Annotated in this window: 8 protein-coding genes and 1 pseudogene; all 9 read left to right on the top strand. The window is 43.5% G+C overall.

Going from position 1 to position 14,179, the window contains the following annotated elements:
- The first annotated feature begins 314 nt into the window (after positions 1-314).
- The 9 genes and pseudogenes from ampC (at position 315) to FTV14_RS07845 (ending at position 14,178) form a co-directional block, all read left to right on the top strand.
- Positions 315-1,477 (top strand): annotated as a pseudogene (gene ampC, locus FTV14_RS07885) (class C beta-lactamase).
- 274 nt (positions 1,478-1,751) lie between these two features.
- On the top strand, positions 1,752-2,669 hold the full coding sequence (locus tag FTV14_RS07880) for a LysR family transcriptional regulator (protein WP_180002440.1): 918 nt from the start codon (positions 1,752-1,754) through the stop codon (positions 2,667-2,669).
- Positions 2,670-2,874: 205 nt separating this feature from the next.
- A complete protein-coding gene (locus FTV14_RS07875; RefSeq protein ID WP_180002441.1) occupies positions 2,875-3,357 on the top strand; it encodes a VOC family protein in 483 nt (160 codons plus the stop codon).
- Between the two features lie 329 nt (positions 3,358-3,686).
- Complete coding sequence (locus FTV14_RS07870) at positions 3,687-4,388, top strand: VIT family protein (protein WP_180002442.1); 702 nt, start codon at positions 3,687-3,689, stop codon at positions 4,386-4,388.
- 531 nt (positions 4,389-4,919) lie between these two features.
- A complete protein-coding gene (locus FTV14_RS07865; protein WP_004783163.1) occupies positions 4,920-6,260 on the top strand; it encodes an MFS transporter in 1,341 nt (446 codons plus the stop codon).
- Between the two features lie 40 nt (positions 6,261-6,300).
- A complete protein-coding gene (gene nirB / locus FTV14_RS07860; RefSeq protein WP_218948175.1) occupies positions 6,301-8,847 on the top strand; it encodes a nitrite reductase large subunit NirB in 2,547 nt (848 codons plus the stop codon).
- 24 nt (positions 8,848-8,871) lie between these two features.
- Entirely contained in the window at positions 8,872-10,482 is a 1,611-nt protein-coding gene (gene nirD / locus FTV14_RS07855; protein ID WP_180053716.1) for a nitrite reductase small subunit NirD, read from the top strand.
- Between the two features lie 280 nt (positions 10,483-10,762).
- On the top strand, positions 10,763-13,543 hold the full coding sequence (locus FTV14_RS07850) for a nitrate reductase (protein WP_180053715.1): 2,781 nt from the start codon (positions 10,763-10,765) through the stop codon (positions 13,541-13,543).
- Entirely contained in the window at positions 13,540-14,178 is a 639-nt protein-coding gene (locus tag FTV14_RS07845; protein WP_180031745.1) for a molybdenum cofactor guanylyltransferase, read from the top strand. The genes FTV14_RS07850 and FTV14_RS07845 overlap by 4 nt, the downstream gene beginning before the upstream one ends.
- The last annotated feature ends 1 nt before the right edge of the window (position 14,179 follow it).

Here is a 14,179-nt window from a genome sequence, read left to right as displayed (position 1 = left end):
TGTTCCATTTTAGAGATTTGTTTAAGATAAGATATAACTCATTGAGATGTGTCATAGTATTCGTCGTTAGAAAACAATTATTGTGACATTATTTCAATGAGTTATCTATTTTTGTCGTGTACAGAGAAAAAAGTGGAGAAAGCTTGGAATGACTATATGTCCTCTATGAGGGAGCAACTTATAGACAAGAGAGATTGAATAGTTCAGAAATTGAATTCACTAATCAATAGAAAGAGAAATAAAGAATCTACTAAGGATGAGTGGGGAAATAAGTGAGAAGATAATCACTTTCTTAAATGGGATAAAAAATAAGAATGGTTTTAAGTAATGTGAAGGGATTTAAGGCAGGAATCATTGTCTTGGCTATAGGATTTAGCGTTCAGGCAAATGCAGATGAAACAAAGGGATTATTATATTAAGGCTGCTATTGATCAGTCATTCAAGCCGCTCATGCAACAATATGATGTATTGGGAATGGCAGTCGGGGTGATTTATCAGGGAAAAAATCATGAATACTATTATGGCCTGCAATCTCATATCGACCATAAAGCTGTAAATCGGTAAACAATTTTTGAATTAGGTTCTGTAAGTAAAATCTTTACGGGCATTGCAGGGGGGCTATGCCAAGAGTCAGGGCAAGCTTTCTTTTAATGATCATCCAGCTAAATATTGGCCTGATTTAAAGAATTCAGAAATCAACAAAGTCAGTTTGCTGGAATTAGCGACTTATACGAGTGGAAACTTACCTTTGCAATTTCCGGATCAGGTTAAGACTGATCAGCAAGTTTTAGAGTATTTCCAAAATTGGCAGATCAAACATCCGGCTGGCCAATATCGGCAATATTCAAATCCCAGTATTGGCTTATTTGGTGAGTTAAGTGCAAGATCAATGAATGTTCCTTTTAGCGTATTGCTGGAACAGACGATCTTTCCAAAACTCAATTTAAAGAATACCTATATTAATGTTCCGAAAGCACAAAGGGTTCACTATGCTTTCGGCTATGATCAGAACAATCATCCGGTGCAGGTAAACCCGGGAGCTTTAGATGCCCAGGCTTATGGGGTGAAATCTACACTTCCCGATATGCTGAAATTATTAGATGCCAATCTGAATCTGAAAAAAAACAAGCCTGATATTAAACAAGCGCTTCTAGAAACTCATCATGGGTATTTTAAACTTGGGAAAATGACTCAAGCACTCGGCTGGGAGACTTTTTCATATCCGACGACACTCGATATTTTGCTGGTAAGTAATTCTGAAAAAGTCGTGATGCAAGCAAATCCAGTAGTCAAAAATACTGTTCAGGCAAAATCACAAGTCTTTCATAAAACCGGTTCAACCAATGGCTTTGGCACCTATGTGCTGTTTGTTCCGGAAGAAAATTTTGGACTGGTGATGATGATGAATAAAAAAATTCCCAATGCAGAGCGAATCAAGGCAGCCTATCAAGTCTTTCAGTCCATAAAAAACAGTTAAGTTTATTAAGCCTGAATAGAAGGAAATGTCTCATGATTTTTGAGCTAGGGTGTTTCCTTCTTTTGAAAAGAGGTTGAGTCTTAAACTCTAACTGAAGTAAAAGCCTCCTAATTTCGGAGGTTTTTATTTTGTATCGATAAGAGTGGTAGATTTTATTGGTTGAGGAAAATTCATTCTATAAATTTTAAAATGAAATTTAATAATATTAAAGTTCAAAATAGGGTAAGCTTATTTAATTAAGATTGAATCAGATTAGATAGGTTTCAGGGCATTCATGTTAGAACTTCGTCATTTAAAAACCTTAGTCGCGTTACGAGAACATGGCTCACTGGTTGCAGCAGCAGGAGATCTTTGTCTCACGCCTTCAGCTTTGTCCCATCAGCTTCGTGAATTGGATCAATGGTTCGGAGTCGAAATCGTCAATCGCCGTAGTCGCCCGGTCAGTTTTTCCAATGTCGGGCAGCGCTTACTGAAGCTGGCAGATGATATTTTGCCTCAAGTCCATGTTGCACAGAGTGATATCATTCGCATTGTGCATGGGCAGACAGGACGGATCATTTTTTCTTCCGAATGCCATAGCTGTTTCGACTGGTTGATGCCTTTACTGAATCAATATCGTATTCAATATCCAGATGTAGATTTGGATTTCGCTTCTGGCTTTGAGGCCAATCCGCATGAATTATTACAAACAGGGGAATTCGATCTGCTTATTACCGCTGATCCTATTGAACTGAAGGGTATAGAGTATTTCCCGATTTTTGAGTATGAGTCGCGTTTGGTGCTATCGAATACTCATCCTTTAGTGCGTTCCCAAAGTATTAGCGTCCAGGAATTGGCGGAAGAAACACTGATTACCTATCCAGTGGACAAGCACCGTCTGGACATCATGTCACACCTGTTTATTCCAGCGAATATTTTACCTAAACAAATTCGGACCACCGACTTGACTCAAATGCTGATTCAACTGGTTGCCAGTGGTCGGGGAATTGCAGCCTTGCCAGATTGGGTAGTGAATGAATATGAGCAAAAAGGCTGGGTGACTTCACGCCGTTTGAATTGTATAGCCCCGAATGGACTGCGCCGGACTTTATATGCAGGTTATCGAACTGAAGAAAAGCAGAAAGATTATTTCGAAGGATTTTTAAAGCAGCTTGACCGATTCTCTAAAAAGAGAACCACATATTATGATTAAGTGGTGATAAAGGTTTCCTCTCGACTCTTTAAAACTATTCTTTTTGATGACGCTTTCAGTCAATTAGATCAATAAATATACAATTCTAAAACAGGCTTATCTTAATTTTGGGTGAAAGATGGGAAGAGTAGGACTCAACTAGTAGATGAGATATTGAAGAGTTCTTAGGTATTTTAAAACCTATTCTGAAAGAAGAGGTGAGATCATGAATATTGTAAAGAATACCATTTGTCTTTGGTACGATCATGATGCTGAAGAAGCCGCACGATTTTATGCAGAAATTTTTCCAAATTCATCTGTAGGTGCCATCGTTCTTGCACCTGGAGATTATCCCTCTGGTAAAGCAGGTGATGTCATCACAGTAGACTTTACCGTACTGGGTATTCCATGTATTGGTTTAAACGGAGGACCTGTATTTCAGCATAATGAATCTTTCTCATTTCAAGTCGCCACAGAAGATCAGGAAGAAACTGACCGCTATTGGAATGCGATCGTCAATAATGGTGGTCAGGAAAGCGAATGCGGATGGTGTAAGGATAAATGGGGGGTATCTTGGCAAATCATCCCTAAAGCTTTGCTTGAAGCATCATACAGTTCAGACCGTGGTGTTGCTAAAAGAGCTTTTGATGCCATGATGACCATGAAGAAAATTGATGTCGCTGCAATTGAAGCTGCCATCCGAGGCTAAGGCATGGTCTCGATATCAGTGATTAATGCCATGTATTTAGTTTAAGCGTTTGGCCTTATTACTTATATAAAGTGAGAGGTCATTGATAATAATCAGAAGTTCATCCTTTAAGGTATAGCCAGTGAGTTGCTTATGGCGGCCGCTGGCTAAAATCTATTTAAGCCTTCACAATAAATAATTTTTCTTTTTTAAAATAAGTAGATGAAACTCGAAGATATCTCTGAAGGTGAAGATTCATATTTGAAATATTTGGCTTAATGTAAGATGATAAAATAGTAAGTGACTAAAATTTAAAATCTTATTTCATCTGCTAGAAGAACGAGAAAGACATGCCTCATTCCCATCATCATGAAAAACACTATATACAACGTTCTGGCTGGTTGCGTGCCGCAGTGCTTGGTGCCAATGATGGAATTATTTCCGTGACCAGTCTGGTTGTCGGGATGGCAGCCAGTGGTGCTTCGTCACAAACACTTTTGATTGCTTGTGTTGCTGGCCTGATTTCTGGTGCAGCCTCGATGGCAGCTGGGGAATATATCTCGGTCAAGTCGCAACAGGATATTGAAAAAAATGATCTCGCCATGGAAGAGCGGGAATTAAATCTGCATCCCGTACATGAATTAAGAGAGCTAAAAAATATTTATATCAAGCGAGGTTTAGAAGCTGATCTGGCCGAAGAAGTGGCAAAACAGCTTACTGCACATAATGCCTTGGATGCGCATGCGCGTGATGAAATTGGAATTCTGGAACAGACAGCTGCCCGGCCCTTTACGGCGGCATTTTCTTCAGCATCAGCATTTACGGTAGGTTCTTTATTTCCATTGGTATCCATTTTGGTTTTGCCTTCACATTTGCTAGATCAGGGCGTCATGCTGGTGGGAGTGCTTAGTCTGGGAATGATGGGAGCATTAGCCAGTTATGCGGGCGGTGGCAGTATGTGGAAAGGCGCACTGCGTGTCATGATTTGGGGCATCGTTGCCATGCTATTCAGTTTCTGGATTGGCTCTCTATTTAATGTTACTACCATGTAATTATTTAAAAAATATGGAATAAATTTTTATTAATCTAGATATATCCAAAATTTAATTGAAGTAGATAACTTGAAATTAAAATTTTCCAAATTTAATTGTATTAGACACATTTAGATGCTTAATTAGCTAACTCATTTAAAAAATTTAAATTTTAACTACAAGTTTTTCTTTAATTAAAAATACCTAATTTGATTATATGCTTCCTTGCACTAAAGCTGTGCCAAAAGGCGCAGTGAAGTGGCAATTTTAAAATCTGGATATGAATATTCTCAGGAAAATAAGAAAGAGCTTGGTTCTCAGTCACTATAATTTAGAAAAAATATAAAAGTACCTTTCGATAAATAATATAAATACAAATACTTATTTATAGAATTATTTTATTGGCACGCTTTGTGCTTAATAGAATTTGAGTCAAAGACGACTCTAAAGAAATTTGTAAGACGGCCAATGACGTCCGTTCTGATCGCATCTGGTGTGCAGCGATTCGCATAGCAGATAAGCCTATACGTTCAGTTCTGGAAGGAGATGGTGATGTCTTCAAATTTATATGAAAAGAAAGCAACAAAAATAAGTCTTTTGAATTTCAGCAGCGCAGCAATGAGAGCCTTCCATATGAGTTGGCTCGCGTTTTTTGTCTGCTTCTTTGCCTGGTTCGCCTGTGCACCGCTGATGCCTGTGATCGCAGGTGAATTCAGCTTAACCAAAGATCAAATCGCCAATATCAATATTGCAGCAGTCGCAATCACTATTCTGGTTCGACTGATTGTCGGTCCGCTATGTGACAAATATGGTCCACGGAAAACCTATACCGCCTTACTCGTACTCGGCAGTATCCCGGTCTTTGGTGTGGCCTCTGCGAATAGCTATGAATCCTTTCTGTTTTTCCGCTTACTGATTGGCGCCATTGGTGCCAGTTTCGTCATTACCCAATATCACACCAGCATCATGTTTGCGCCGAATGTGGTCGGTACAGCGAATGCGGCATCTGCAGGTTGGGGAAATGCCGGTGGTGGTGCAACTCAAGCCTTGATGCCCTTACTTCTAGCTGCGTTGGTGATGTTCGGTGTTGAACAGGCGATGGGCTGGAGAATTGCACTGATCGTTCCAGGCCTAATGATGGTGATCGTCGGTGCATTGTACTGGAAATTCACTCAGGACTGTCCACAAGGCAACTTTAAAGAACTGCGTGCAGCAGGAATCCAGGTAGGTAGCGAGAAAAAAGGTGGCATGGCAATTCTGATGCATGCTGCACGTAACTACCGTGTCTGGATTCTATTTGGCGCTTATGCGGCCTGTTTCGGTATCGAAATCTTCATTCATAACATCGTAGCCATGTACTACGTAGAAAACTTCAGCTTTGGTTTAAAAGAAGCAGGTATGACGGCCGGGATCTTCGGTCTGCTAGCACTATTTGCCCGTGCACTGGGTGGCATCGTTTCAGACAAAGTTGCCATCAAAAAAGGCCTGGACGGACGTACCAAAGTGCTGTTTGCCATGATCTTGATGGAAGGCTTATTCCTGATTTTATTCTCGCAAATGAACAGTGCCATGCTGGCCATCATCACAATGACTGTCTTCGCATTATTTACCCACATGGCATGTGGTGCAACGTATGCGCTGGTGCCATTTATTGACCGTGATGCCTTAGGTGGTGTGGCCGGCATTATCGGTGCAGGCGGTAACGTGGGTGCGGTCGCCGCAGGATTCTTACTTAAAGGCATGCTGGATATTCAAACCTGTCTGATGGCACTTGGCGGCCTGGTCGTGATTGCAGCAAGTTTTGTTCTGATGATTCGCTTCTCGGTTGAGCATAAGGCCAAAGAGCAAAAGCTATATGAAGAAGCTGTTCTTGAACGAAACAACCTGGCTTAAAACACAAGATACAAGATTTAGAAAATTTAGGAGAAGGAATATGAAACTGGTAATGATTGGCCATGGCATGGTAGGACACAAATTTATTGAATCTGTGCTTGAGCATGCGGGTGATGAGGTTGAAATCACTATTCTGGCAGAAGAGCCGCGTCTGGCTTATGACCGTGTACATTTAACTGAATATTTCACTGGAAAATCAGCCAAGGATTTAACCCTTTGCCGTAACGACTTTGCAGATGCGTATGGAATTGATCTGCGTTTGAGTACCAAAGCGACTGCAATCGATACTGTTAATAAAACAGTCACCACTAATCATGGCGATGTGATTGCTTATGACAAACTGGTTTTAGCTACCGGCTCCTATGCTTTTGTGCCGCCAATTCCTGGTAATGACCGTGAAAATTGCTTTGTTTACCGTACTATTGAAGATCTGGATGCCATTCGTGCAGCGAGCTTGAATGCCAAAAACGGTGTCGTGATTGGTGGTGGTTTGCTGGGGCTGGAAGCGGCAAAAGCGCTGCGTGACCTGAATCTGGAAACGCATGTGGTCGAATTCGCACCACGCTTAATGGCAGTACAGATTGATGATCTTGGCGGTAAAGTATTACGCAGCAAAATCGAAGATCTGGGCGTTAAAGTCCATACCCAAAAAGCCACCTCGTCTATTGAAGATGGTGTCAATGCCAAGCACGTGATGAAGTTTGGTGATGGTGCTGAGCTGGAAACCGACATCATTCTGTTCTCTGCAGGGATCCGTCCACGTGATGAGCTGGCACGTCAAAGCGGCCTGGCAATCGGTGAGCGCGGTGGTATCGTGATCAATGATTATTGCCAAACTTCCAATCCGGACATTTACGCAATTGGTGAATGTGCGCTGTGGAATAACAAGATTTTTGGTCTGGTTGCGCCCGGCTATGACATGGCACGTATTGCTGCGAAACATGTACTTCAAGAAGAATGTGCCTCATTTACTGGCGCAGACATGAGCACCAAGTTGAAACTGATGGGTGTGGATGTTGCATCAGTTGGCGATGCACATGCCATGACACCAGGTTCACTGAGCTACTTCTATGCAGATGAAGCAGCGCAGATCTACAAAAAAATCGTAGTTAATGCTGAAAAAACCAAACTGCTCGGTGCAGTGCTGGTCGGTTGTGCCAAAGAATATAACGACCTGCTGCAAATGATGCTAAATGGTCTGGAAATCCCGGAAAATCCGGAAAGCCTGATCATGCCGGGCTTTGATCAAGCGACTGCAAAAGCAGGCGGTAGCGGTGTAGACCTGCTCCCAGACAGCGCAACGATCTGTTCATGTAATAACGTATCTAAAGCGGATATCTGTTCAGCGATTGCCGATGGTTCAACTTCGCTTGGTGCACTGAAAAAATGCACCAAAGCAGCTACTGCATGTGGTGGTTGTGCACCTTTAGTCACTCAAGTATTGAAGTCTGAACTGCAACGCCAAGGCGTAACAGTAAATAACCATCTCTGCGAACACTTTGCTTATTCACGCCAGGAACTGTATCACCTGGTTCGTGTGAATGAAATCAAGACCTTTGATGACCTGATCCAGCAACATGGTCATGGTCTGGGCTGCGATATCTGTAAGCCAACAGTGGCAAACATCCTGGCATCTTGCTGGAACGACTTTGTCCTGAAACCAAGCCATGCCGGCCTGCAAGACAGTAACGACTACTACCTCGGTAACATTCAAAAAGATGGTACTTACTCTGTCGTTCCTCGTATGGCAGGTGGTGAAGTCACTCCAGATGGTCTGATCGTCATTGGTCAGATTGCTAAAGAATATGGTCTGTACACCAAATTGACTGGCGGCCAGCGTGTCGATATGTTTGGTGCGCAACTGCATCAATTACCAGAAATCTGGGAAAAACTGATCAATGCCGGTTTTGAATCAGGTCATGCCTACGGTAAATCGCTGCGTACCGTGAAATCTTGTGTCGGCAGCACCTGGTGCCGTTATGGTGTAGATGATTCTGTGGGCTTGGCGATCTATCTGGAAAACCGCTATAAGGGCTTACGTTCTCCACACAAACTGAAAATGGCGGTGTCTGGCTGTACCCGTGAATGTGCCGAAGCACAAAGCAAAGACGTTGGTGTGATTGCTACTGAAAAAGGCTGGAACCTGTATGTCTGCGGTAACGGCGGTATGAAACCACGCCACGCGGAACTGCTGGCATCAGATCTGGATACACAAACTTTAGTCCGCTATATCGACCGTTTCTTCATGTTCTATATCCAGACGGCTGATCGTCTGCAACGTACTTCAGTATGGCGCGACAACCTCGAAGGCGGCTTAGATTATCTGAAAGATGTCATCGTCAATGACTCACTGGGTCTGGCAACAGAACTCGAGCGTCGTATGGAGCATGTGGTGGGCACTTATCAGGATGAATGGCGTACTGCAGTTGAAGATCCAGAAGTCCGTAAACGTTTCAAAACCTTTATTAATGCCAAGGCTGAACAGCAAAACGATCCGCACGTTCAATTTACTGAAGTGCGCGGTCAGATCCGTCCAAAAACTGAAGCTGAACGCAATGCCAGCCGTATTCCGGTAGTTGAAGCCTGATTCAAAGAATAAAGGAGCAAGAATATGACAATGTTTAAAGATATGAATGAACTGAATTGGGTTGAAGTGTGTGCACTGGATGACATCACGCCTAATACTGGCGTTGCAGCTTTGGTGGAAGATCAGCAAATTGCGATCTTTCGTGTAGGTTCAGAAAAACGTGTTTATGCACTCAGTAACCAGGATCCATTTAGTAAAGCGTTTGTGATGTCACGCGGCATCATTGGTGATCTGCAAGGTGAACGTGTAGTCGCTTCACCAATTTACAAGCAGCATTTTAGTTTGGCGACTGGCCGCTGCCTGGAAGATAAAGATCAAAAACTGCTGGTTTTTCCAAACAAAATTGAAAATGGCAAGGTGTTCATTAGCCCAGTGCCACAAAAAACCTATATCACCAATAACGGTGTTTCACCGGAAAAAATGAAACTGGTACTGGTCGGTAATGGTCTGGCAGGCATGCGTTGTCTGGAAGATCTGCTGGATATGGCACCAGAACGTTATGAAATTACTGTGATTGGTGAAGAGCCTTGGGGCAACTACAACCGCATCATGCTGTCGCCAGTGCTTTCTGGCGAGAAAACCATTGATGACATCATGCTGCATCCACATGCCTGGTATGCCGACAAAGGTATCCGTCTGGTTGCTGGTGATCCAGCAGTACGTATTGATCGTCCGCGTAAGCAGGTGTATACCGAAAAAGGCGAAATGATCAGTTATGACCGTTTGATTCTGGCGACGGGTTCCAAGCCATTTGTTCCGCCAATTCCAGGTAGCGACTTAAAAGGTGTACTCAGCTTCCGCGACATCTATGATGTAAATACCATGCTGGACTACTGCAAAACCAAACAAAATGCGGTCGTCATCGGCGGTGGCTTACTGGGCCTGGAAGCTGCTTATGGCCTGAAACAGCAAGGCATGAATGTCACAGTATTGCATCTGATGGATCGCATCATGGACCGTCAGTTGGACAGTAAAGCCAGCCAGATGCTGAAAACTGCGATTGAACAGAAAGGTATCACCATCCTGACTGAAGCCAATACCGAATGCTTAATTGGTGAAGAAGGTCATGTGACCCAAGTGAAACTAAAAGATGGCACCGTGCTGGCTGCTGATTTGGTGGTCTTCGCAGTTGGTATTCGTCCAAATATCGCATTGGCGCAAAGTGCCGGTCTGCGTTGCAACCGTGGTGTGCTAGTGAATGACACCATGCAGACTTTTGACCCAAGTATTTATGCGATGGGTGAATGTATCGAGCACCGTGGTCAAACCTTTGGTCTGGTTGAACCACTTTGGGGCCAGGCGTTCATTTGTGCATCACATCTGGCCGAGCATGGCAGCCTGACCTTTAAATCGCCAACGGTTCCGACTCAGCTGAAAGTGAGTGGTTGTGATGTGTTCTCTGCAGGTGACTTCGAACCAAAAGATGATTTTGAAGATATCGTACTGAATGACGAGAAACGTCAGATCTATAAACGCATTATTATTCAAAAGGATAAAGTCATTGGTGCGGTGCTGTTTGGTGATACGGAAGACGGTGCCTGGTATGCCGAACTGATTGCAGATCAAACCCCAATTGCAACGATTCGTAACAAGCTGCTTTTTGGTCGGGATTTTGCATTAAAGAAAGCAGGGTAAAAAATCAATTTGTCATGGTGAAACCAAGATCCGCGGAAACGTCATCCGCAACTGTTTGAGCCAAGACAAAATATGAAAATGAATGTTTCTGCGACCTTTTTGATACATGCCGGATGAGGGCGAGTTTTGCGGATGACAATGGTTTTGCCTACTTTTCCCGAAAGAAAAGTAGGTCGAACCGAAGGTTGATCCAAATAAATGAGTTGCATTGAAAAGACACCGTTGTAATGAACCTTTTTTGAAAAGAATTAAATTGTGTTTCAACTCCTAAGGAGCATCCATGAACAGTATTCCCGTTGTGGAAATTGAAAGCTCCACAGAATTAAAAACTAAAACCACACAGACCACGTGCCCATATTGTGGCGTGGGTTGTGGTGTGACTGCACATGTAACGCCGACCATATCAGGTTCGAAAGTGACTGTTGAAGGTGATGCCAACCATCCTTCTAATTACGGTAAGCTGTGTATTAAAGGCAGTAATTTGGCCGATACCCTAGGACTTGAAACTCGTTTACTACATCCAATGCTGGGTCGTAAAGATCAGCGTGAAGTCACGAGTTGGGATACTGCAGTTTCGTCCATTGCCAATAAATTTCAGCAATGTATCGACCAGTATGGTCGTGACAGCATTGCCTTTTATGTCTCGGGTCAGCTGCTGACTGAAGACTATTATGTAGTGAACAAATTCGTCAAAGGCTATCTTGGTACTGCAAACATCGATACCAATTCACGTCTGTGTATGTCTTCAGCTGTTGCTGCACATAAACGAGCTTTTGGCGAAGATTTGGTTCCAGCCAGCTACGAAGATTTCGAACATACTGACATGGTGGTACTGGTCGGTTCCAATACCGCTTGGTGTCATCCAGTGCTGTATCAGCGCATTATGAAAGCCAAGGAACAGCGCGACCTGTTTGTGGTCGTGGTTGATCCGCGTTTTACCAGTACCTGTGAAGCAGCAGATCTACACCTACCAATTCTGCCAGGTCAGGATGTGGCGCTGTTTAATGGCTTATTGCAGTACCTCTGGAAAAATAGTCACGCAGACCAAGAATTTATTGCTCAACATACACAAGGCTTGGAGCAAGCCTTAGTACAAAGTGAAGCTGAGTCTCCGATTCAAGAAGTTGCTCAACGTACCGGTATTGCAGTCGAGAAACTGCAAACTTTTTATCAGAAATTCGCCGAAACTGAAAAAGTTATGACCCTGTTTTCAATGGGGGTCAATCAGTCTTCGCAAGGGGTGAATAAAGCCAACAGCATTACCAATTGTCATCTATTAACAGGCAAAATCGGCAAACTCGGTGCAGCGCCATTTTCCATGACCGGTCAGCCAAATGCGATGGGCGGGCGTGAAGTCGGTGGTCTAGCCAATATGCTGGCTGCACATCTGGATTTAGAAAATCCGGGACATCAGCAGCTGGTACAAAATTTCTGGCAAAGCCCGTATATTGCTAAACAAGCAGGACTGAAAGCAGTTGATTTATTCCAGGCCGTTGAAAGTGGCAAGATCAAGGCGATCTGGATTATGGCCACCAATCCGGTGGTCAGCTTACCAGATGCCGATCAGGTCAAACGTGCGCTAGAAAAATGCGAATTCGTGGTGGTATCCGATATTTGCCAAGATACAGATACGACCCAATATGCCGATGTCTTGCTACCTGCATTAGGCTGGGGAGAAAAAGACGGTACCGTGACCAATTCGGAACGTCGTATTTCACGTCAGCATGCATTTTTGGATGCACCGGGTGAAGCCAAAGCTGACTGGTGGGCGATCAGTCAGGTGGCTCAGAAGATGGGTTTCACAGGTTTTGATTTTAATAATAGCCATGACATTTTTCTGGAGCATGTCCGATTATCTGCCGAGCAAAACTCTGATTTAAGTCAGCGATCTGAAACGCCATATTTCCGTTATTTCAACTTGCAAGGCTTAAGTAATTTAACTGCACAAGAATATGACGAACTGGATCCAGTGCAGTGGCCAGTTTGGGATAAGCATCAAGATGCGAAATCTGTCACCCGGTTATTTGCTCAAGGTCAGTTCAGTCATGCGGATGGCAAAGCCAAGTTTATTGCTACCACAGCGATTGATCCGGTAAATCTGGTTTCCAGTGAATATCCTTTAATTTTAAATACCGGCCGAATCCGTGACCAGTGGCATACCATGAGCCGTACCGGTTTATCGGCGAATTTGAGTACGCACCGTGCCGAACCTTACTGTGAAATTCACCCGAATGATGCACTAAAATACGGGATTCAGGATGGTGAATTGGTTGAGGTGAAATCGCAGTGGGGCAATTGTGTCTTGCGTGCGACTATTAGTGACAATATCCGCCGTGGACAGGTCTTTGCACCCATTCACTGGAATGATCAGGTCGCATCCGATGCGCGTATTGGCAAACTGGTGAATCCGGTAGTGGATGCTATTTCGGGTGAGCCAGAATTCAAGCATACTCCGGTTATCATCCATCCATTTTATAGCCAGTGGCAAGGCGTATTTTATGTGCGTCAAGGCTTTGAAAAAATCGTACAGCCGTCGATTGAAGCCACCGTGTGGTGGACTAAAATCACTACCAGCAAGGCAGTACGTTATGAACTGGCAGACCGGAAGAAATTTAGCTACACCACTGAGCATTTAAAAGAATTATTGCCATTTCAGGATGAAAGTTTTGAATGGCTGAATCTTGAAGATCAGACCGCCCACATCAGTCATAGCGTGATACTTCAGGATGGTCATGTGATTGCCAGTCTATATATTGCACCGAAGGCCTTATTGCCGGACCGTGACTGGGTGGCAAGTCTGTTTAAACGTGAACGTTTAAGTGCTATGCACCGTAAAGCCTTACTTGCCGGACAACCAATGTCGATGGCAAATAATGAAGGTCCACTGGTCTGTAGCTGTTTTAAAGTCGGTAAAAACCGCATCATTGAAACCATTAAAACTAAAAATATTACGGATGAAAAACAGGTGACCGCATGTTTAAAAGCCGGAGGGAATTGTGGTTCGTGTTTACCTGAAATCCGTGGCCTGATTAAAACATGTCAATTGGAGACGGTAGAATGAAAAAAGGAGCCGAGAGAGAAAATAATAAAACAGCCTATCCGCGTACTGATCTGGTGATCCTGGCGGGTGGACAGGCAAGACGCATGAATGGCATCAACAAACTGTTGCAGAAATTCGATGACCAGATTCAGCTGATCAAGATTCACCAACAGCTGAAATCGAATGTTGCACAGGTCTGGATTAACAGCCATCGCGACTATTCCATTTACCAGAAACTTATTCCCAGTGTTCATTATTATCAAGATGATGAGCCGGGCTTTCAGGGGCCGTTAATGGGCATGAAAAGTGCCTGGTCGCATGTGCAGTCGGATTATGTACTGTTTGTCCCTTGTGACCTAACTTATATTCCTTCCAAAGTATTGCTCAAGTTACACCAGGCTCTAGCCAAAAATAGTCTGGCTCAAGTGGCCTATGTGGAAATTAACGGCAAGCCACTTTATCCATTTTGTCTGGTCAAACGCAGCAGTCTGGCAACCCTGAACTTACATCTTGAACAGGAACAGCGCAGTCTTAAACACTGTTTTGCTGATTTGCACGCACAAGTGGCACGTTTTAAAAATCGTGCGCTATTTTTTCACAGTATTAACTCGCTGGATGAACTGCAACAGTATCAACAGCTCAAATTTCTGCACTAAA

Origin of the sequence: Acinetobacter sp. YH12236 (assembly GCF_013417645.1) — a bacterium.
In the GTDB taxonomy this organism is placed as follows: domain Bacteria; phylum Pseudomonadota; class Gammaproteobacteria; order Pseudomonadales; family Moraxellaceae; genus Acinetobacter.
Note: the sequence above shows the minus strand (reverse complement) of the source record. Positions and strands in the feature narration are given on the sequence as shown.

What these genes read in the sequence shown, in the direction of transcription:
- FTV14_RS07880 (WP_180002440.1), top strand. Translation starts at nt 1,752, where the DNA reads ATGTTAGAACTTCGTCATTTAAAAACCTTAGTCGCGTTACGAGAACAT.
- FTV14_RS07875 (WP_180002441.1), top strand. Translation starts at nt 2,875, where the DNA reads ATGAATATTGTAAAGAATACCATTTGTCTTTGGTACGATCATGATGCT.
- FTV14_RS07870 (WP_180002442.1), top strand. Translation starts at nt 3,687, where the DNA reads ATGCCTCATTCCCATCATCATGAAAAACACTATATACAACGTTCTGGC.
- FTV14_RS07865 (WP_004783163.1), top strand. Translation starts at nt 4,920, where the DNA reads ATGTCTTCAAATTTATATGAAAAGAAAGCAACAAAAATAAGTCTTTTG.
- nirB (WP_218948175.1), top strand. Translation starts at nt 6,301, where the DNA reads ATGAAACTGGTAATGATTGGCCATGGCATGGTAGGACACAAATTTATT.
- nirD (WP_180053716.1), top strand. Translation starts at nt 8,872, where the DNA reads ATGACAATGTTTAAAGATATGAATGAACTGAATTGGGTTGAAGTGTGT.
- FTV14_RS07850 (WP_180053715.1), top strand. Translation starts at nt 10,763, where the DNA reads ATGAACAGTATTCCCGTTGTGGAAATTGAAAGCTCCACAGAATTAAAA.
- FTV14_RS07845 (WP_180031745.1), top strand. Translation starts at nt 13,540, where the DNA reads ATGAAAAAAGGAGCCGAGAGAGAAAATAATAAAACAGCCTATCCGCGT.